The following is a 16,732-nucleotide window of genomic DNA, read 5'->3' as shown; positions in this document are numbered from 1 at the left end:
CTCGACCGTGGATTGCGCTGCGACCTGGGGTTTTGCCGGGAGGCAGGGACTTGCAGGGAGTTTCTTCAACTCCTACGCATCGAAGGGCCGTTCTGTTTTCTGTGCCGCACGCAGATGCATGTGTGTGTTGCGCGATGCGTGTGTGATGCGCGTGCGGTATGAGGGGCTGGGACCTGCTCCCTGCAAGTCCCTGCGTCCCTGCATCGGTACAGGTCAGGCCACTTGCAGGGACCCTCTGGAGTCCCTGCGCAGATCCCTGCAACTCCCTGCAGGTCCCTGCAATGGGCCTGGTCACTTCTGGTCCTGGTGGGCGTCGACGCGCCACAGGTTCTGGCACTTGTGCGAGTCCCAGACCTTGACGGGCTTGTAGTTGCCGAGCTCCGGGGCGTGGAAGTAGCGGCCTTCCCTGCTCCTGAGCCAGCTGCCGAGCGCCTGGGAGGACGGCATGTCGCCACCCTTGATGCGCGGAACGTGCTCGGCGACTCCGGCGATGACCGCGCCAGTGGCCATCGGCTGGTTTCCGAACTTGCGGTGCCAGGCAGCCAAGAAGGCGGCCCACTCGAGTTCTTCCTCGTCGTGGTCGGTGTTGTGGCTGTCGGCCATCCACCCCTCTACGCCGATGTACTGGAGGAGGCCGGCCATCATGCTGGCCCACTCCGAGTAGTCGCCCTTGCGCTTACGGACGGTCTTCGCGCCGTCGGCGAGCCAGCCTCGGACGAGGGTGACGAGGGCGGCCACGACGGTGGAGGCGTTCTTGCGGAGCCATGGCCGCAGGTCGCCGACGGTGTAGCCGTCACGCTGGTCGGGGTCGGGGCAGTCCGGGTCGAGGCGTACCCACATGGCCCGACGCCCGTTGTCGCCGCCGGTGCGCAGCCCGTTGCCGGTGATGATCCATACCCGGTCGTTCCGCATGGTGACGGAGGCCGTGGAGCCGAGGACGCGGTCACCCCAGTGTTCAGCGGTGAGCAGGCTGGACAGGACTGGGCTCTTGATGACGAAGCCGTTGGGCAGGTTGTCAAGGACGACGACCGGCTGTCCGGTGGTGTAGAGCTGGGTCGTGATGCTCTTGCGCAGCTCGGTGTCGTTCTCGGGCCATGCGGTCTCGGCGATGCCGTAGCAGTACTTCAGGATGTCCTTCAGCAGGCTCTTGCCGCTGCCGGGCGAGGTTGCGGTGATGATGAACACGGGAGTGGGCCCGTGGAAGTACGGCCGCAGGATCGGGGTTGTCAGGGCCCCCAGGTAGTGGGCGCGATCGGATTGCTCGACGAACGGGAAGTCGGCGAGCATCTGGTTCAGGATGATGTCCTTGGCGCGCTGCAGGGACTCGGCGCTGACCTGCGGTGCAAGCCTGCGCAGAGGGATGCGGGGGTGCAGGTAGAGGCCGGTTGGGCGGTCGTACCCGGGTGCCTGGATCAGCGTGCCGTCGGGACGGACCACGGGCGAGGTGACGATGCCCTTCAGCGGGAGGAGCGGCCAGTCCTTGCGTCCCAGGATCGTGCCGCACGTCTTGGGCATGACCAGCTCCCGGACCGCTTTGGTGCCCTCGGTGAGCGGGTCCTTGACGACCTGGTACGTGCTGACGTGGTCGGCGAGGTAGGCGCGGAGGTTGTCGGTGCCCAGCTGCTTGACGACCGGGTTGCCCTCGTCGTCCTCGTGGACCCAGCACGGGCCGGAGGAGCGCTTGTACAGGTCGGGGAGCCGCTCGGCGGCCATGAGGTCGAGGAGTCCGTCGATGGCGTCGGCCTCGTTGGTGATGTCCAGCTCGGGCCGGGCCTCCACCAGTCGCAGATTCGGGCCGCCCGTCTCTTCCGGACTGTCCGGGATGCTCTCGGGGTCGAGGGCGGAGGAGCCGTCGGTGAACTGCCCGGAGGGCTGCCAGGGGACGGGCCTGAGCGGCTTGTGGGGCGGTTCGGAACCGTAGCGTTGGCGCCGCAGGTCGTCCGCTGCTGCCTTGAAGTTCCCGTTGTGGCGCAGGTGGGCGTAGGCGCCGAACTTGCTGTACGGGGTGTCAGGTGTGAACTCTGAGCTGGTGGTGAATACCCACAGCCGGTCGTTCTCCGGGTCTCGGCCAGTGGTCGCTTTCACCCCGCGGGCGCCGTCGGCCCAACCCCAGTAGGTGGTGTGGCCTCGGGTGATGAGCGGTCGGAAGATTCCGCGCAGGATCTCTGCCCAGTCGCCTCGCGCGTTGAAGTCGTCGCCGGGGCGGACTCCTCCGTCGGGCAGCGGCGGAGCCGGCCGGGGCGCAGTCTTCGGCGCCTCCGGGGTCGGCATCTGGTCGACCATCCGGCAGACGTCCCGGATGGCGTCCATCTCGTCGGCGTCGAGGACGGGGATGCTGCTCGGACCACCGGCGAGGCGGACATAGGGGCGGCCACTGGCGTGCACCGTGCCGCTGGACGGTTCGACCAGGCCGTAACCGCCCTCACCGCGGGTCTCGATGAGGACGCGGACGACTTTGGTGTTCGGCTTCTCGGCCAGCCGCTGGTGCTCCTCCGGGGTGTACTCGTCTTCCCGTGCGAGCCGGGAGGCCAGCTTGCGGTTCGGGGGAACGGCCGCGCCGTCAAGGCGGACGCGGTAGTGCCGGCCGCCGCTGGGCGACTCGGTTGCCCAGCCGTTCAGGATGGCGTCCCAGGTGTCTCCGAGTCCGGACGCCTGCATGATCTCGGTGACTTCTTCGAGCAGGCCGTCGCGGATGGCGTGGCCTTCGAACTCGATCATCTCGACGTTGCCGGAGACGGCGCCGTAGACGACGGCGATTCCCTGCGGGCGGTCGTCGGCGAACCACTGGTCGTGTTCGGCGGGGGTGGAGCGGTGGACTTTGTATGGGGTCCAGCTGCGGACGGCGGGGGCCTTGCTGCCGTCCGCCTTGATGGGGAGGACGCACAGGCCAGCGTCGTCCAGCTCGCGAGCGGAAGCCCGGAGGTCTGGGGTCTGCGCGTCGTTCAACGTGACTCTCCTGTGCAGCGGGACAGGTGCTCGGTCTTGATGCCGTCCACGAACGCCTTCACGTCGTCCGCGCCGAAGACGGGGCCTTCGAGGCGGTGGGTGCAGCCGGGGCGGAGGCACTCGTAGCGGGCTCGGACGTTGTCGCAGTCGACGAACAGGGCGCCGAGGACCGTGGTCATGCCGCCCCCCGGGCTGCGGGCTGGTGGAACGCGGTGAAGATCGCGATGCGCTGGGCTTCGGATAGCGGGGGAGCGGCGGCGACGATTCGGTCGATGCGCTCCCAGTAGCCGGGCGGGCGCTCGGGCCGGGCCGGGCGGCCGGGGGTGTCCTCGGCCGCCGAGGTGGTGGGCGTGGCGCTCATTCGCTGACCCCGGGGTGGGCGAGCAGCGCGCGGAGGGCGGCCAGCCGGTGTGCGGGGTCCTGGCCGAGGGGGACGACGATGGTCTTCCGGTCGGCGGTCTCGACGTAGAAGGCGAAGGACTTGTCGCGCAGCGACTCGTCGAGGTCGTCGGTGTCCCACTCCTCGACCTCGAAGCCGTGCTCGGCGACCAGGGCCTCGAAGACCTCGGTGGGGGTCGGCTGGCGGAGCGCGGCGACGATCTGGTCGACGTGCCTCTCGATACGCGCTGCATCGGCCGGGGTCGACGGCGTCGTTGCCGTCTCGGATACTGTGCTCATGAGCGTGTTCCGTTCGCTTACTCGCTGGTAGGTGCGGATTGCTCGACAGGCGCGGCCGGCTGGATCCCGGCCGCGTCGCCGTTTCCGGGTGTGGTCGCTGCCGACTGGATCCCGGCGGCGACCTGCTTGGTGGCGTTCACGCCGCGCTGCTCGAGGGCTGCGACTCGCACTCGCGGGCGATCAGCTCGTCGAGGCTCAGGCCGTAGGTGGCGGCCAAGGTCAGCAGGGTTTCGGTGGCCGGCTTGGCGACCCCTCGGCAGATGCGCGAGAGCGTCGTCTGGTTCAGGCCGGTGCGCTTGGCGATCGCGTAGTTGCTGTGATCACCCCTGGCGGCGGCAGCCTCATGAAGGCGTTCGCTGCGCAGGCGGTAGCTGGACATACGGGTCTCCTTGCTTGCTGGCTCGGGAGCTATTAACTCCTGCCGTGCAAGCAACTTACGCCACAGATTGCAGGCGTGCAAGCAAGTACGCCCTGAGGGGGTGCATTCGCTCGGAAGTTTGGCCAGTACGTGCTGGTGTGCAAGCCACTACTTGCTTGCTAGCGTGTAGGTATGCCGACCACAGAGACGGGCCGGGCCACCCCCAAGACCCAGGCGCAACGCTTCGCGGAGTACATCCGCCCTGCGGTAGCGGCTGCCGGGTTCGACATCGACAGCCCTCGCGGCGGAGGTAAGAAGGAGCTGGCGCAAGCGACGGGAGCGTCGCAGTCCAGTATCGGGAGGATGCTGGCAGGGCAGACGATGCCCGGCCCTCAACTCCTCGAACAACTTGCCCAGGTGCTGGGTATCCCGCTGACGGAACTGCTCATCCGGTCTGGGATGGTGCAAGGTGCGCTGCACATGGAGTGGGGGGAAAGGCCGGCACCGCCGCCATCCCTCACTGTCGAGGATGCGGCGCGACAGCTCGGGATCAAGTCACCAAAGAGCGTGAAGATCTTCAAGGCGATGGTGGAGACGCTTCGCTCCGAAGAAGATGGGGAATGAATTGGCGGACGGAATGTCGCATGAGGAACCGTCCATCGGTAAGGACCTGGATGAGGTTCTCAATTGGTTCTTCTCCCGGGAGAGGCGCGCTTTCCGCCGGGCCGTACTCGTTGCCGGTCTTGTGGCGGCGGCCAGCATCGCTCTCGCGGCCATGTGGGGACCCGCGCGATCGCAGCTTGTGCAGATCCACGTACTGGATTCGAATGCCAGTTCGTTTTCGGTGCTGGTCGGGTTGCTCGGCGCGGTTTCTGCGCTGGTCAATGTGACAGCCGTTGTCTACCTGAAGGCTCGACTGATTCGCATGGACAGGCGACTCTCCATTGATCATGCGCGCTTCTATCAGAAGAAAGTGGAACGCCTGTACGCGGCCAAAGAGCTGAAGCTTGCGGCCGATCGCGCGCAGTGGGAGAGAGAGCGCGAAGAATGGCAGGCGGAGAAGCAGAACGAGCTATACGCACTCATAATTGACCAGGTGGAGCGGGGGATTCTCGGGCCGCGGCCTAAGCCGCGGGACGGCGATTAGCTCCCTCCCCGCTTCCATTCGAACACGACGGCCTCGTAGTCGAAGTACCCGCCGTCGGGCATCCGCCCGGGCCGCGGCGTCTTCAGCGTCACCTCGACCAGCGCCCGCAGGACGTTCCGCTTCTGCTCCAGCTCCAGCGCCTTCCATGCCTTCCGCACGTCCGGCGCCCCCACCAGGCCGACGAGCGGATCGCGCATCGCAGCCTTCGCCAGCTGCTTCGTCACACCCTCCAGCTGCGCCCGTGCGGTGTCGGTGCCCTGGGTGAACTGCACCATGTCGATCTGCCCGGCACCGAACAGCCCGGCCAGGTCCGTCATGCGCCGGCGGATCTGCTCGCTCTCCGCCTGCAGCGCCGGGATGTCGACCTGGTCGCCGCTCGGCAGAAGCAGGCCGTGAGCGTCGGGCAGAGACAGCCGCTCGATGATGGTCTCCTCGACGTACTGGTCGGTGACCTCGGCGCGCCGGCCGCCGCCGTGCCCGGTCTGGCACCGGTAGCTGGGGAACCTGCGGCCGCCGGACTGGGTGACGTACACGTACTGGTCGCAGGCGCCGCGGCCGCACCGGTACAGGAGCGATCCCAGCCATTTCGGCTGGGCGCCCGGGGTCGTGGTCCGGGACGGGTCCTTCAGGATCGAGCAGACGGCCCTGTACTTCGTCTCGTCGACGATCGGCTCCCACTGGCCCCTGCCGACCTCCTCGCCGCGCCAGACGGCGATCCCGGCATTCCTGGGTCGCATCAGCATCTCGCGGACGTCGGTGTGGGTGATCGGATTCCCGCGGGTGCTGGTGAAGCCCTTGTCCGCGCACCACTGCACCAGCGACCGGATCGACCCGCCGGACAGGATCGTGTCCGTCCAGTACCGCAGCGCCTCGGCCTCCTCGGGCACGGCCTTGCTCATGTCGAGCTCGGCCACCTCGACCTCTTCGCCGGTCTTCCGGTCGGTCTTCTTCTTCATCTCGCCTGTGGGCATGCCCCAGCCGAACGGACGGATCCCCCCAGTCCACTCTCCCTTCAGCGACTTCTGGCGGCGGGCCCTGGCGACACGGTCGCCCTTGTGTTCGGACTCGTAGCGGGCGATGATCCCGAGCTGCCGCGCCAGCATCCGGCCCGTGGGCGTGGCGAGGTCCAGTTCCCCGGCCTGCACGGTGTGGGTGGCGACGCCGCGGCGCTCGCACAGGTTGATGTACTCCTCCAGCTCCAGCGGGGAGCGGTGGATGCGGTCCGTGTGCCAGGCGATGACGACGGTGGCCCTGCCCTCGTCGAGGTCGGCGAGCATGCGCCGGTAGTCCTTGCGGAGCTTCCCAGAGAAGGCGCTCACGTCGTTGTCGACGTACACCTCGACGACGTCCCAGCCCATCCGTTCGGCGAGGGCCTCGCAGTCCTCGCGTTGCCGCTCGACGCCGAGGCCTGCGCCCGTCCTGTCCTGGGAGATACGCACGTAGATGACGGCGCGCGTGCGGTGGCCGGCGTCCGTTCGGGTGGTCTTCATGGGCTGAGTGTGCCTCAGTAGAGGCGTCATTGTCCCATGTTCGGGAAGACGACCCTGCTCAGCGCCCTGCTGGGGTTGGTCGGGGCGGGCGAGCGGATCGTGCTCGCCGAGGACTCGGCCGAGTTGCGACCGGACCATCCGCACGTCGTCCGGCTGGAGACCCGGCCCGCCAACCAGGAGGGCGCCGGCCTGGTCACCCTGGAGGACCTCGTCCGGCAGGCGCTGCGGATGCGGCCCGACCGGCTGGTCGTCGGCGAGGTCCGCGGACCGGAGGTCGTGCACCTGCTCGCGGCCCTCAACACAGGCCATGAGGGCGGTTGTTGCACGATCCACGCCAACGCCGCCGGAGACGTCCCGGCCCGGCTGGAGGCGCTGGCCACGGCCGCGGGGCTCGACCGGGCCGCGCTGCACAGCCAGCTGGCGGCCGCCCTCTCCGTGGTCCTGCACCTCGTACGGGACCGGTCCGGGCGGCGCCGGATCGCCGAGGTGCACGTGCTGGAGCGGGACGCCACGGGGCTGGTCCGGACGGTGCCGGCCCTGCGCTGGAGTGCGCGGGCCTTCGTGCGGGAGCGGGGCTGGGAGCGGCTGGAGCGGCTCCTGGACGCCGGAGCGGACTCGGAAAGGAGTGCGGGAAGTGATCGGTGAGACGTCCATGGGCGCTGCGCTGATCTGTCTCGGCGCGCTGGTCTGGCTGCTGGGCGGCCGGCACTACGGCATGCGGCGGGCGCGGCTGCTGCTGGCGGACGGCGGAGCGGTCGCGACCGGCCCACCCTCCTGGGCCCGGGCCCTCGCGGAACTACGGCGGCTGCGCGGCCGGTTGGGGGCCGAGTGGTGGGCGCTCGCGGCCGGTCTGCTGCTCGGGCTGCTGGGGGCCTCGGCGATTCCGGTCGTCGCGGGGGCGGCCGGGGTGCCGGTGCTGCGCCGGGTGCGGCTGGCCCGGCAGGCCCGGCGGGTCCGGGAACGGCGGGCGGACGCGGTGATCGCCCTGTGCGGGGCTCTCGCCGGAGAGGTGCGCGCCGGACGACAGCCGGGCGAGGCGCTGCTGCGGGCGGCGCGGGACTCCGGCGGGCTCGGCGAGGCGCAGGCGGCCGTGGTCGCGGCGGCGCGGTTCGGCGGGGACGTGCCCGGCGCGCTCACCGCGGCGGCCCGGCAGCCGGGCGCCGAGGGCCTGCTCGGGCTGGCCGCGTGCTGGCGGGTGGCCGTGGACCAGGGTGCCGGGCTCGCGGCGGGCCTGGACCGACTGGACGCGGCCCTGCGCGCCGAGCGGGACCAGCGCGCCGACCTGCGCGCCCAGTTGGCGGGCGCCCGGGCGACCACGGTGCTGCTCACCGCGCTCCCCGCCCTCGGCCTCCTCCTCGGCTCGGCCATGGGCGCCGACCCGCTCCACGTCCTGCTGCACACGGGCGCCGGCCTGGGCTGCCTGGCGATCGGATCCGCCTTCGAGACGGCCGGATTGTGGTGGGCCGTGCGGATCGTGCGGGGAGCGGGGGCGGTGTGAGCGGTGGCGGTGCGGGTTTCGGGGTTGGGCGCGCGAGGGGCGTGCTGGGCAGGGCATCCGGGGCGAGGAGCGCGCGGGGACGTGCGGGAGCCTGCGGCGATCAGTGGGGGAGCGGTGTGTGCGGGAGGTGGGCGCGTGATGGGGCGCGTCGGCTGGGACGGGTGGGGAGGGCGGGCGGCATGAGCGGGGAAGTAGTCCACAGGTTGGGGACGGTCGGGGTCGTTGTGCCGGCCGTCGGCTGGGTGGTTCAGCGGTTGGCGCTGGCCCGGAGTCGACGACGGGCGCGGCGACGGGTGGCCGAGCTGCTCGGCAGGGAAGTGCCGGTGCCCGCACGGCGGTTCGCGTCGGCGGACACGGTGCGGCGGTGGCTGCCGCCGGCCGGGGCGGCGTGCGGTGCCTGGATCCTGGTCGGTGGTGCGACCGGGGCCGTGCTGGGGCTGGGCGTCGGGCTCGTGCTGCGGTGGTGGCGGAGCCGGCAGTTGACGGCCGACCGGTCGGAACCGGTCGACACGGCCGCCGCCACACGCCAACTCCCCCTCGCCGCAGATCTGCTGGCCGCCTGTGTCGCCGCCGGAGCCGGACCGGTGATCGCCGCGCAGGCGGTGGGGGAGGCGCTCGACGGGCCGGTCGGGGAGGCGCTGGCGCGGGGCGCGGCCGAGGTGCGGCTCGGCGGTGAACCAGCCGCCGCCTGGCGGCGGCTGGCCGAGCTGCCCGGCGCCGGAGCACTGGCGCGGCTGCTGGAGCGGGCCGATGAGACCGGGCTTCCGGCGGCCGGCCCGGCCGCCCGCCTCGCCTCCGATGCACGCGCGCAGTGGGCCCGCACCGCGACGGCCCGGGCCAGGCGCGCGGCCGTACTGATCTCCGCGCCGGTGGGCCTGTGCTTTCTGCCCGCCTTCATCGCGGTCGGCGTGCTGCCCGTCGTGATCGGACTCGCGGGCGGCGTGATGGGAGGCAGATGAGGCGTACGAGAGCGAACGAGCCCGAGCGGTCGACGGACCGCGCAATCGCGGAGAAACACAAAGACCATGAATCTCACGGGGGTTGGAATGCACAGGAAGATCAAGGAAGCGGTGGCGGTACGGCTGCGCCGGAAGAGCCACGGGGACGCCGGAATGGTGACGTCCGAGTATGCGATGGGGATCATCGCGGCCGTCGGGTTCGCGTTGCTGCTCTATGAGGTCGTCACCAGCGGCCAGGTCCGGGCGGAGCTGCAGGACATCGTGAAGAAGGCCCTCAGTGAGCGGATGTGAGCGAGGGAGGGACCGGGGGTTCGTGACCGCGGAGGCGGCCGTGGTGCTGTGCGTGCTGGTCGCGTTCACGATGGCGCTGGTCTGGGGGCTGCTCGTGGTGGCCGCACAGATCCAGTGTGTGGACGCCGCCCGCATCGGCGCCCGGGCCGCCGCCCGTCAGGACCCGGCCGACGCCGTGGTGACGGTGACCCGGGAGGCCGCCCCGCGCGGCGCCCGGGTGACGGTCGGGCGCGAGGGCGATCAGGTACGGGTGACGGTGGTGGCCAGACCGCCGGTGCTGAGCGGACTGCCCTTCGAGGTGCGGGAGCAGGCCGTCGCACCGGCCGAGGAGACCGCGGCGACGGGGGCCACCACGGCGACCGGGGCGACCGGGGAGGCGGAGCCGTGAGACGAGGTGCGGTGAGGGATCGGCGGCACTCGGATCAGGCGTCTGCTGGGCGGAGCCGGCAGAGCTCCGAGCAGGGGCCCGGCCCGGTGCCGAGCCGGCAGCGCTCCGACCGGGGCTCCGCCACCGTGTGGAGCCTGGGGGCGATGGCCGTGCTGTGTGCGGTGTTCGGCGCCGTGCTCGCGCTGGGCCAGGCCGTCGTCGTCCGGCACCGGGCGGCCGGCGGCGCGGATCTGGCGGCGCTCGCGGCGGCGGCCCACTGGGAGGAGGGCGGCGCGGCGGCCTGCGCGCGGGCCGGGCGGGTGGCGACGGCCCAGGGGGTACGGCTGGTGCGGTGCGCCATCGTCGGCGAGACCTCGGACGTCACGGCGGCCTCGGGAAGAGGACCGCTCGCGGCGGAGGCCAGGGCCAGAGCGGGGCCGGCGGAACCGGTGCCGGGCGGATCCGCACCGGGAAGACCGGCACCGGAAGCCGCCCCCGCACCGGGAGGACCGGCGCCGAGACCCTCCGTACGGCGAGCCCCCACGCCGTAGAGCCCCCTTCCGAGCACACGCAAGCCCGCGGCGCCTGCCCGGAGTGGGTTCCTCCGTGGCTGTTCCCCCCCGGAGCCGGCTACTCCGCCGACTGTCCCCCCGCAGCCGGTGCCTCCGCCCCCCGTTCGTCCGGCTTCTCCTCCGGCGCCCCCCGCAACAGCACCGTGAGGAGCCGTACCGCGCCCCTCTTGTGCAGTGGGTCGTTGCCGTTGCCGCACTTGGGGGACTGGATGCAGGACGGGCAGCCGGCCTCGCACTCGCAGGAGGCGATGGCCTCGCGGGTGGCGGCGAGCCAGGTGCGGGCGGTGTGGAAGGCACGCTCGGCGAAGCCCGCGCCGCCGGGATGGCCGTCGTACACGAAGACCGTGGGCAGCAGGGTGTCCGGGTGCAGCGGGATCGACACGCCGCCGATGTCCCAGCGGTCGCAGGTCGCGAAGAGGGGGAGCAGGCCGATGGAGGCGTGTTCGGCGGCGTGCAGGGAGCCGCCGAGGATCTCCGGGGTGATCCGGGCCTCGTCGAGCTGGTCGTCGGTGACGGTCCACCACACCGCGCGGGTGCGCAGGGTACGAGGAGGGAGGTCGAGTTTGCTCTCACCGAGCACTTCACCGGTGATGAGGCGTCTTCGGAGGTAGGACACCACCTGGTTGGTGACCTCGACCGAGCCGTAGCAGAGGCGGCCGGCGCCCCAGGGGATCTCGGTGTCGGTCTCCAGGATGGAGATGGAGGTGGTGTCGCGGGCGACCGTGGAGTACGGCGGGTCCGCCTGTTCGACCAGGGCGACCGAGTCCTCCAGGTCCAGCTGCCGCACCAGGTAGGTGCGACCCTGATGGAGATGGACGGCGCCCTCGTGGACCGTGGAGTGCGCGGCGCCCGCGTCGACCGTGCCGAGCAGGCGGCCGGTGCCGGACTCGACGATCTGCACCGGGCGCCCGCCCGCGCCGCGGATGTCGGTCAGGTCGGCGGCCCGCTCCCGGCGTGTCCAGTGCCAGGCCTTCGTCCGCCGGCGCAGCAGCTTCGCGGCCTCCAGTTGCGGCAGCACGTCCGCGCAGGCGGGGCCGAAGAGGTCCAGGTCCTCTTCGGTCAGCGGGAGTTCCGCGGCGGCGGCGCACAGGTGCGGGGCGAGGACGTAGGGGTTGTCGGGGTCGAGGACGGTGGACTCCACCGGCTGGTCGAACAGGGCCTCGGGGTGGTGGACCAGGAAGGTGTCCAGCGGGTCGTCGCGGGCCACCAGCACGGCGAGGGCGCCCTGTCCGGTACGGCCCGCGCGGCCCGCCTGCTGCCACAGGGAGGCGCGCGTGCCCGGGTAGCCAGCGATGACCACCGCGTCCAGCCCGGAGACGTCCACACCGAGCTCCAGGGCCGTCGTGGCGGCCAGCCCGAGGAGCTCGCCGGAGTGCAGGGCGCGCTCCAGGGCGCGGCGCTCCTCGGGGAGGTAGCCGCCGCGGTAGGCCGCGACACGCCGGACCAGGGAGCGGTCGACCTCGGCCAACTTCTCCTGGGCGATCACCGAGATCAGCTCGGCGCCGCGCCGGGACCGTACGAAGGCCACCGAGCGCACGCCCTGCACGGTGAGGTCGGTCAGCAGATCGGCGGTCTCGGCGGTGGCGGTCCGCCGTACGGGTGCGCCCTTCTCGCCGTGCAGCTCGGTGAGCGGGGGCTCCCACAGGGCGAAGACCAGCTCACCGCGCGGAGAGGCGTCGTCGGCCACCTCGGTGACCGGCAGGCCGGTCAGCCGGCGGGCGGCGACGGCGGGCTCGGCGGCGGTCGCCGAGGCCAGCAGGAAGACGGGCGAGGCGCCGTAACGGGCGCACAGGCGGCGCAGCCGGCGCAGCACCTGGGCGACGTGCGAGCCGAAGACGCCCCGGTAGGTGTGGCACTCGTCGATGACGACGTACTTGAGGGATTTCAGGAAGGAGGACCAGCGCGGGTGGGAGGGGAGTATCCCGCGGTGCAGCATGTCGGGGTTGGTGAGGACGTAGTTGGCGTACTGGCGGATCCACTCCCGTTCCTCGAACGGGGTGTCGCCGTCGTACACGGCCGGGCGCACCGAGGTGCCGAGCGGCTGTGAAAGTTCCTTCACCGAACGGCACTGGTCCGCCGCAAGTGCCTTGGTGGGGGCGAGGTACAGGGCGGTGGCCCCTCGGCCGTTCGGCGCCTCGGAACCGTCCATAAGGGTGGACAGGACCGGCACGAGGTACGCGAGGGACTTGCCGGAGGCGGTGCCGGTGGCGACGACCACCGAGTCGCCGTCCAGGGCGTGCTCTGCGGCCAGCGCCTGGTGCGCCCAGGGATGTTCGATGCCGCACGCCTGGACGGCCGCGATCACCTCGGACCGGATTCGGTCAGGCCAGACGGCATGGCGGCCCGCGCGCGGGGGCAAGTGCTCCGTATGAGTGATGCGCGCAGACCGGCTCGGCCCGGAGGCGAGCCGGTCGAGGACCGCGCCCGGAGACGGGCGGGACGCCGGGTTCGCCGGGGATCGATCGGATCGGTGATTCTTGGCCATCGGCACCGAGTGTGTCACTGGCGTGACGGACAATGGAGCCAAGGCGTCGTGCACGCCTGCCGGTAAGTGATTGAATGCCATCGCGGCTGGCGATGCGTCCCGGGGGCCGCCGAGGTGTCCCGAGGGGCGTCCGCTCGATAGCAAGGTGCTGGAGGATCCGTGGACCTGTCCCTGTCGACCCGTACCGTCGGCGATCGTACGGTCGTCGAGGTCGGTGGCGAAATCGATGTATACACCGCGCCCAAGCTGCGCGAGCAGCTGGTCGAGCTGGTGAACGACGGCAATTTCCACCTCGTCGTCGACATGGAGGGCGTGGACTTCCTCGACTCCACCGGACTCGGCGTGCTGGTCGGCGGCCTCAAGCGAGTGCGTGCCCACGAGGGCTCGCTGCGCCTGGTCTGCAACCAGGAGCGCATTCTGAAGATCTTCCGTATCACCGGCCTCACCAAGGTGTTCCCGATCCACACCTCGGTCGAGGAAGCGGTGGCGGCCACCGACTGACCCTGGACCGGTCACCGGCGCCGGGCTCCCTTCGGAGTCCGGGCGTCGGCCGGTCACGTCCGGCTCGCTGCGTTCGCGGCCGGTTCGTCGACCGGGTCCTTCCCGGGCTTCGAAGCGGCCCGGGCACAGAAGCACAGCAGGGGGTGCGGGCTCTCGGCCGCCCCGCCCCCGACCGCACGCCCGTAGTCGCGAGGGGGATGCATGGCCACCGTCGAACTCCGCTTCAGCGCGCTGCCCGAGCACGTTCGGACCGCCCGGTTGGTGGCGGCCGCGGTGGCACGCAGGGCCGGAGTGGACGAGGCCGTCCTGGACGAGGTCCGGCTCGCCGTCGGCGAGGCCTGCTCCCGTGCTGTCGGACTGCACCAGAGCAGCGGCATCACCGCGCCCGTGAAGGTGGCGCTGATCGAAGAGGAGAAACAGTTCTCCATCGAGGTCGGCGACGAGGCGCCGCACGCCGCCCCCGGCGACACGCCCGGAGCCGGAGACGGCGAGGCGGAGGTCGAGGAGGACGAGATGGGCCTCGCGGTCATCAGCGGCCTCGTCGACGACGTCCAGGTCACCACCGGACACGACGGCGGCCTGATCCGCATGACCTGGCCGACCGCACCCCCGGCCACGGCGCTGGTCTGAGCGCTGCCGTACCACTTGACGAGGGCCCTGCCTGGCAGGGCCCTCGGTGTTTTTCCAGCGTGCGGCGGCACCCGACCGAATTCGTGAATGAATTCACGATCAAAGAATGCCCTCGGGGCATTACTCCATTCGGGTTGTCGGGGCGGGGTCTCGATCATTTACTGATGGGTCGGCGGAGGAGAATTCCGTTTACCGCGCTCTGTTTAGATCACACTGAGGTACCTAGAATCCCCACATCTTGAGCTCAGCCCAAGCGTCAAGGAGGACGAATGGCGGGGCTTTCTACCCCTCAATCGGGTCACCTCACATCCCTCGCAGCCGCAGTCCTGACCGCCGACAACCGGATCATGGTGGCCGTCATCGCGGCGGTCGCCCTGGCCGCGCTGGTGGTCGCGGGGATCCTGGTGCGCCAGGTGCTGGCGGCGGGCGAGGGCACCGACAGCATGAAGCGGATCGCCGAGGCGGTCCAGGAAGGCGCGAAGGCGTACCTCGCCCGGCAGTTGCGCACGCTCGGCGTATTCGCCGTCGTCGTCTTCTTCCTGCTCATGCTGCTGCCCGCGGACGACTGGAATCAGCGTGCCGGACGTTCGGTGTTCTTCCTGATCGGAGCGGCGTTCTCGGCGGCCACCGGCTATATCGGCATGTGGCTCGCCGTGCGCAGCAATGTCAGGGTCGCCGCGGCGGCCCGGGAAGCCACACCGGCACCGGGCGAACCGGAAAAGGATCTCACCACCGTCTCGCACACCGCGATGAAGATCGCATTTCGCACGGGCGGCGTCGTCGGCATGTTCACGGTGGGGCTCGGCCTGCTGGGCGCCTCCTGCGTGGTGCTGGTGTACGCGGCCGACGCTCCGAAGGTGCTGGAGGGCTTCGGCCTCGGCGCCGCCCTGATCGCCATGTTCATGCGTGTGGGCGGCGGCATCTTCACCAAGGCCGCCGACGTCGGCGCCGACCTGGTCGGCAAGGTCGAACAGGGCATTCCGGAGGACGACCCGCGCAATGCCGCGACCATCGCCGACAATGTGGGCGACAACGTCGGCGACTGCGCGGGCATGGCGGCCGACCTCTTCGAGTCGTACGCCGTGACCCTGGTGGCCGCGCTGATCCTCGGCAAGGCCGCCTTCGGCAACTCCGGACTCGCCTTCCCGCTGCTCGTGCCCGCCATCGGCGTCCTCACGGCGATGATCGGCATCTTCGCGGTCGCCCCGCGGCGCGCCGACCGCAGCGGCATGACGGCGATCAACCGCGGCTTCTTCATCTCCGCGGTGATCTCGCTCGCGCTGGTCGCCATCGCCGTCTTCGTCTACCTGCCCTCGAAGTACTCCGCGCTGCACGGCGTGACGGACGCGGCGATCAGGGGCAAGGCGGGCGACCCGCGGATCCTGGCCCTGGTCGCGGTGGCGATCGGCATCCTGCTCGCCGCCGTCATCCAGCAGCTGACCGGCTACTTCACCGAGACCAACCGCCGCCCGGTCCGGGACATCGGCAAGACCTCCCTCACCGGACCGGCCACCGTCGTCCTGTCCGGCATCTCGGTCGGACTGGAATCCGCCGTCTACACCGCGCTGCTCATCGGGCTCGGTGTGTACGGCGCGTTCCTGCTCGGCGGTACGTCGATCATGCTCGCGCTGTTCGCGGTCGCGCTGGCCGGCACCGGCCTGCTCACCACGGTCGGCGTGATCGTCGCCATGGACACCTTCGGTCCGGTCTCCGACAACGCACAGGGCATCGCCGAGATGTCCGGCGACGTCGAGGGCGCGGGAGCGCAGGTGCTCACCAACCTGGACGCGGTCGGCAACACCACCAAGGCCATCACCAAGGGCATCGCCATCGCCACCGCCGTTCTCGCCGCGTCGGCGCTGTTCGGGTCGTACCGCGACGCGATCACCACCAACGTGCAGAACGTCGGGGTGAAACTCACCGGGCCGGGCGCGCCGCTGAGTCTGTCCCTGGACATCTCGCAGCCCAACAACCTCGTCGGCCTCATCGCGGGCGCGGCGGTCGTCTTCCTCTTCTCCGGACTGGCCATCAACGCCGTCTCGCGGTCGGCCGGTTCGGTGGTGTTCGAGGTGCGGCGGCAGTTCCGCGAGAAGCCCGGGATCATGGACTTCACCGAGAAACCCGAGTACGGCAAGGTCGTCGACATCTGCACCAAGGACGCCCTGCGGGAGCTGGCCACACCAGGTCTGCTCGCCGTCATGGCGCCGATCTTCATCGGGTTCACGCTCGGCGTCGGCTCGCTCGGCTCCTACCTCGCCGGCGCGATCGGCGCGGGCACGCTGATGGCGGTGTTCCTCGCCAACTCCGGCGGCGCCTGGGACAACGCCAAGAAGCTGGTGGAGGACGGCCACCACGGCGGCAAGGGCAGCGAGGCCCACGCCGCCACGGTGATCGGCGACACCGTCGGCGACCCCTTCAAGGACACCGCGGGACCGGCGATCAACCCGCTGCTGAAGGTCATGAACCTGGTGTCGCTGCTCATCGCGCCCGCGGTGATCAAGTTCTCCTACGGCAGCGACAAGAGCATCGGCGTACGGATCGCGATCGCGATGCTCGCGCTCGCCGTGATCGTCGTCGCCGTGTACGTCTCCAAGCGGCGCGGTATCGCCGTCGGCGACGACGAGAGCGCCGAGCGGGTCTCCAACTCACCGAACACGGCGGTGGTTTCCTAGATCTTCCGGGAAGGCCCTGCTCAACGGGCGGGGGGGGGGGGGGGGGGGGGGGGGGGGGGGGGGGGGGCGGGGGGGGGGGGGGGGGGTGGGGGGGGGGGGGGGGGCGGGGAGGGGGGGGGGGGGGTCGTGTGATGGGAA

Annotated in this window: 18 protein-coding genes and 1 pseudogene; 11 read left to right on the top strand and 8 right to left on the bottom strand. The window is 70.9% G+C overall.

Annotated elements, in window-relative coordinates; translation table 11 throughout:
• Window positions 1–291 precede the first annotated feature (291 nt).
• The 6 genes from ACZ5NH_RS38705 to ACZ5NH_RS38680 are packed head-to-tail and all read right to left on the bottom strand — an operon-like array spanning window position 292 to window position 4,003.
• Window positions 292–2,946, bottom strand: coding sequence for a bifunctional DNA primase/polymerase (locus ACZ5NH_RS38705; RefSeq protein WP_468782150.1), 2,655 nt, complete (start codon window positions 2,944–2,946; stop codon window positions 292–294).
• Window positions 2,943–3,125 carry a hypothetical protein gene (locus ACZ5NH_RS38700; RefSeq protein WP_468782148.1) on the bottom strand — a complete coding sequence of 61 codons (183 nt, stop codon included), beginning with the start codon at window positions 3,123–3,125 and terminating at the stop codon, window positions 2,943–2,945. Before ACZ5NH_RS38700 ends, ACZ5NH_RS38705 begins: the two co-directional genes overlap by 4 nt.
• Window positions 3,122–3,307 (bottom strand): hypothetical protein, encoded by a 186-nt coding sequence (locus tag ACZ5NH_RS38695; RefSeq protein WP_468782146.1) that lies wholly within the window; start codon window positions 3,305–3,307, stop codon window positions 3,122–3,124. Before ACZ5NH_RS38695 ends, ACZ5NH_RS38700 begins: the two co-directional genes overlap by 4 nt.
• Entirely contained in the window at window positions 3,304–3,624 is a 321-nt protein-coding gene (locus ACZ5NH_RS38690) for a hypothetical protein (protein WP_468782144.1), read from the bottom strand. Before ACZ5NH_RS38690 ends, ACZ5NH_RS38695 begins: the two co-directional genes overlap by 4 nt.
• Window positions 3,625–3,641: 17 nt before the next feature.
• On the bottom strand, window positions 3,642–3,764 hold the full coding sequence (locus ACZ5NH_RS38685; RefSeq protein ID WP_468782142.1) for a hypothetical protein: 123 nt from the start codon (window positions 3,762–3,764) through the stop codon (window positions 3,642–3,644).
• A complete protein-coding gene (locus ACZ5NH_RS38680; protein WP_468782140.1) occupies window positions 3,761–4,003 on the bottom strand; it encodes a helix-turn-helix domain-containing protein in 243 nt (80 codons plus the stop codon). Before ACZ5NH_RS38680 ends, ACZ5NH_RS38685 begins: the two co-directional genes overlap by 4 nt.
• A gap of 171 nt (window positions 4,004–4,174) precedes the next feature.
• Between ACZ5NH_RS38680 and ACZ5NH_RS38675 the strand changes: the two genes are divergently transcribed.
• Together ACZ5NH_RS38675 and ACZ5NH_RS38670 are read left to right on the top strand one after the other, a co-directional pair.
• Complete coding sequence (locus ACZ5NH_RS38675; RefSeq protein WP_468782138.1) at window positions 4,175–4,606, top strand: helix-turn-helix domain-containing protein; 432 nt, start codon at window positions 4,175–4,177, stop codon at window positions 4,604–4,606.
• A gap of 1 nt (window position 4,607) precedes the next feature.
• On the top strand, window positions 4,608–5,129 hold the full coding sequence (locus ACZ5NH_RS38670) for a hypothetical protein (protein WP_468782136.1): 522 nt from the start codon (window positions 4,608–4,610) through the stop codon (window positions 5,127–5,129).
• On the opposite strand, the gene ACZ5NH_RS38665 is transcribed toward ACZ5NH_RS38670, so the two are convergent.
• On the bottom strand, window positions 5,126–6,619 hold the full coding sequence (locus tag ACZ5NH_RS38665) for a recombinase family protein (protein ID WP_468782134.1): 1,494 nt from the start codon (window positions 6,617–6,619) through the stop codon (window positions 5,126–5,128). The genes ACZ5NH_RS38670 and ACZ5NH_RS38665 overlap by 4 nt on opposite strands.
• A gap of 42 nt (window positions 6,620–6,661) precedes the next feature.
• On the opposite strand from ACZ5NH_RS38665, the pseudogene ACZ5NH_RS38660 reads away from it, so the two are divergent.
• The 6 genes and pseudogenes from ACZ5NH_RS38660 to ACZ5NH_RS38635 form a co-directional block, all read left to right on the top strand.
• Window positions 6,662–7,264, top strand: a pseudogene (locus ACZ5NH_RS38660) (ATPase, T2SS/T4P/T4SS family); the annotation flags it as partial.
• Window positions 7,265–7,271: 7 nt separating this feature from the next.
• Window positions 7,272–8,117: a type II secretion system F family protein gene (locus ACZ5NH_RS38655; protein WP_468782338.1), complete on the top strand. Its 846-nt coding sequence runs from the start codon at window positions 7,272–7,274 to the stop codon at window positions 8,115–8,117.
• A 179-nt stretch (window positions 8,118–8,296) separates the two neighbouring features.
• Window positions 8,297–9,076, top strand: a complete 780-nt coding sequence (locus ACZ5NH_RS38650; protein ID WP_468782132.1) for a type II secretion system F family protein — start codon at window positions 8,297–8,299, stop codon at window positions 9,074–9,076.
• 87 nt (window positions 9,077–9,163) lie between these two features.
• The gene (locus tag ACZ5NH_RS38645) at window positions 9,164–9,367 is read left to right on the top strand and encodes a DUF4244 domain-containing protein (protein WP_451009461.1); all 204 of its coding nucleotides are present in this window, start codon (window positions 9,164–9,166) and stop codon (window positions 9,365–9,367) included.
• A 22-nt stretch (window positions 9,368–9,389) separates the two neighbouring features.
• A complete protein-coding gene (locus ACZ5NH_RS38640; protein WP_450983816.1) occupies window positions 9,390–9,755 on the top strand; it encodes a TadE family type IV pilus minor pilin in 366 nt (121 codons plus the stop codon).
• 86 nt (window positions 9,756–9,841) lie between these two features.
• Window positions 9,842–10,285 carry an Rv3654c family TadE-like protein gene (locus ACZ5NH_RS38635; protein ID WP_468782129.1) on the top strand — a complete coding sequence of 148 codons (444 nt, stop codon included), beginning with the start codon at window positions 9,842–9,844 and terminating at the stop codon, window positions 10,283–10,285.
• A 79-nt stretch (window positions 10,286–10,364) separates the two neighbouring features.
• Here the strand turns inward: ACZ5NH_RS38635 and ACZ5NH_RS38630 are convergent, their stop codons facing one another.
• On the bottom strand, window positions 10,365–12,872 hold the full coding sequence (locus ACZ5NH_RS38630) for a DEAD/DEAH box helicase (protein ID WP_468782127.1): 2,508 nt from the start codon (window positions 12,870–12,872) through the stop codon (window positions 10,365–10,367).
• A gap of 78 nt (window positions 12,873–12,950) precedes the next feature.
• Between ACZ5NH_RS38630 and bldG the strand changes: the two genes are divergently transcribed.
• From bldG to ACZ5NH_RS38615, 3 genes are all read left to right on the top strand, one after another.
• Window positions 12,951–13,292, top strand: a complete 342-nt coding sequence (bldG, locus tag ACZ5NH_RS38625) for an anti-sigma factor antagonist BldG (protein ID WP_010986038.1) — start codon at window positions 12,951–12,953, stop codon at window positions 13,290–13,292.
• 201 nt (window positions 13,293–13,493) lie between these two features.
• Complete coding sequence (locus ACZ5NH_RS38620; protein WP_388623789.1) at window positions 13,494–13,922, top strand: ATP-binding protein; 429 nt, start codon at window positions 13,494–13,496, stop codon at window positions 13,920–13,922.
• Window positions 13,923–14,191: 269 nt separating this feature from the next.
• Complete coding sequence (locus ACZ5NH_RS38615) at window positions 14,192–16,594, top strand: sodium-translocating pyrophosphatase (RefSeq protein ID WP_468782125.1); 2,403 nt, start codon at window positions 14,192–14,194, stop codon at window positions 16,592–16,594.
• Window positions 16,595–16,732: the final 138 nt, after the last annotated feature.

The organism is Streptomyces sp. NPDC031426, assembly GCF_055581585.1.
The sequence above is the reverse complement of the archived record's forward strand: the minus strand, read 5'-3'. Positions and strand labels throughout refer to the sequence as shown.

What these genes read in the sequence shown, in the direction of transcription:
- ACZ5NH_RS38655 (WP_468782338.1), top strand. Translation starts at nt 7,272, where the DNA reads ATGGGCGCTGCGCTGATCTGTCTCGGCGCGCTGGTCTGGCTGCTGGGC.
- ACZ5NH_RS38680 (WP_468782140.1), bottom strand. Translation starts at nt 4,003, where the DNA reads ATGTCCAGCTACCGCCTGCGCAGCGAACGCCTTCATGAGGCTGCCGCC.
- ACZ5NH_RS38700 (WP_468782148.1), bottom strand. Translation starts at nt 3,125, where the DNA reads ATGACCACGGTCCTCGGCGCCCTGTTCGTCGACTGCGACAACGTCCGA.
- ACZ5NH_RS38645 (WP_451009461.1), top strand. Translation starts at nt 9,164, where the DNA reads ATGCACAGGAAGATCAAGGAAGCGGTGGCGGTACGGCTGCGCCGGAAG.
- ACZ5NH_RS38675 (WP_468782138.1), top strand. Translation starts at nt 4,175, where the DNA reads ATGCCGACCACAGAGACGGGCCGGGCCACCCCCAAGACCCAGGCGCAA.
- ACZ5NH_RS38695 (WP_468782146.1), bottom strand. Translation starts at nt 3,307, where the DNA reads ATGAGCGCCACGCCCACCACCTCGGCGGCCGAGGACACCCCCGGCCGC.
- ACZ5NH_RS38690 (WP_468782144.1), bottom strand. Translation starts at nt 3,624, where the DNA reads ATGAGCACAGTATCCGAGACGGCAACGACGCCGTCGACCCCGGCCGAT.
- ACZ5NH_RS38615 (WP_468782125.1), top strand. Translation starts at nt 14,192, where the DNA reads ATGGCGGGGCTTTCTACCCCTCAATCGGGTCACCTCACATCCCTCGCA.
- ACZ5NH_RS38620 (WP_388623789.1), top strand. Translation starts at nt 13,494, where the DNA reads ATGGCCACCGTCGAACTCCGCTTCAGCGCGCTGCCCGAGCACGTTCGG.
- ACZ5NH_RS38665 (WP_468782134.1), bottom strand. Translation starts at nt 6,619, where the DNA reads ATGAAGACCACCCGAACGGACGCCGGCCACCGCACGCGCGCCGTCATC.
- ACZ5NH_RS38630 (WP_468782127.1), bottom strand. Translation starts at nt 12,872, where the DNA reads ATGGCATTCAATCACTTACCGGCAGGCGTGCACGACGCCTTGGCTCCA.
- ACZ5NH_RS38650 (WP_468782132.1), top strand. Translation starts at nt 8,297, where the DNA reads ATGAGCGGGGAAGTAGTCCACAGGTTGGGGACGGTCGGGGTCGTTGTG.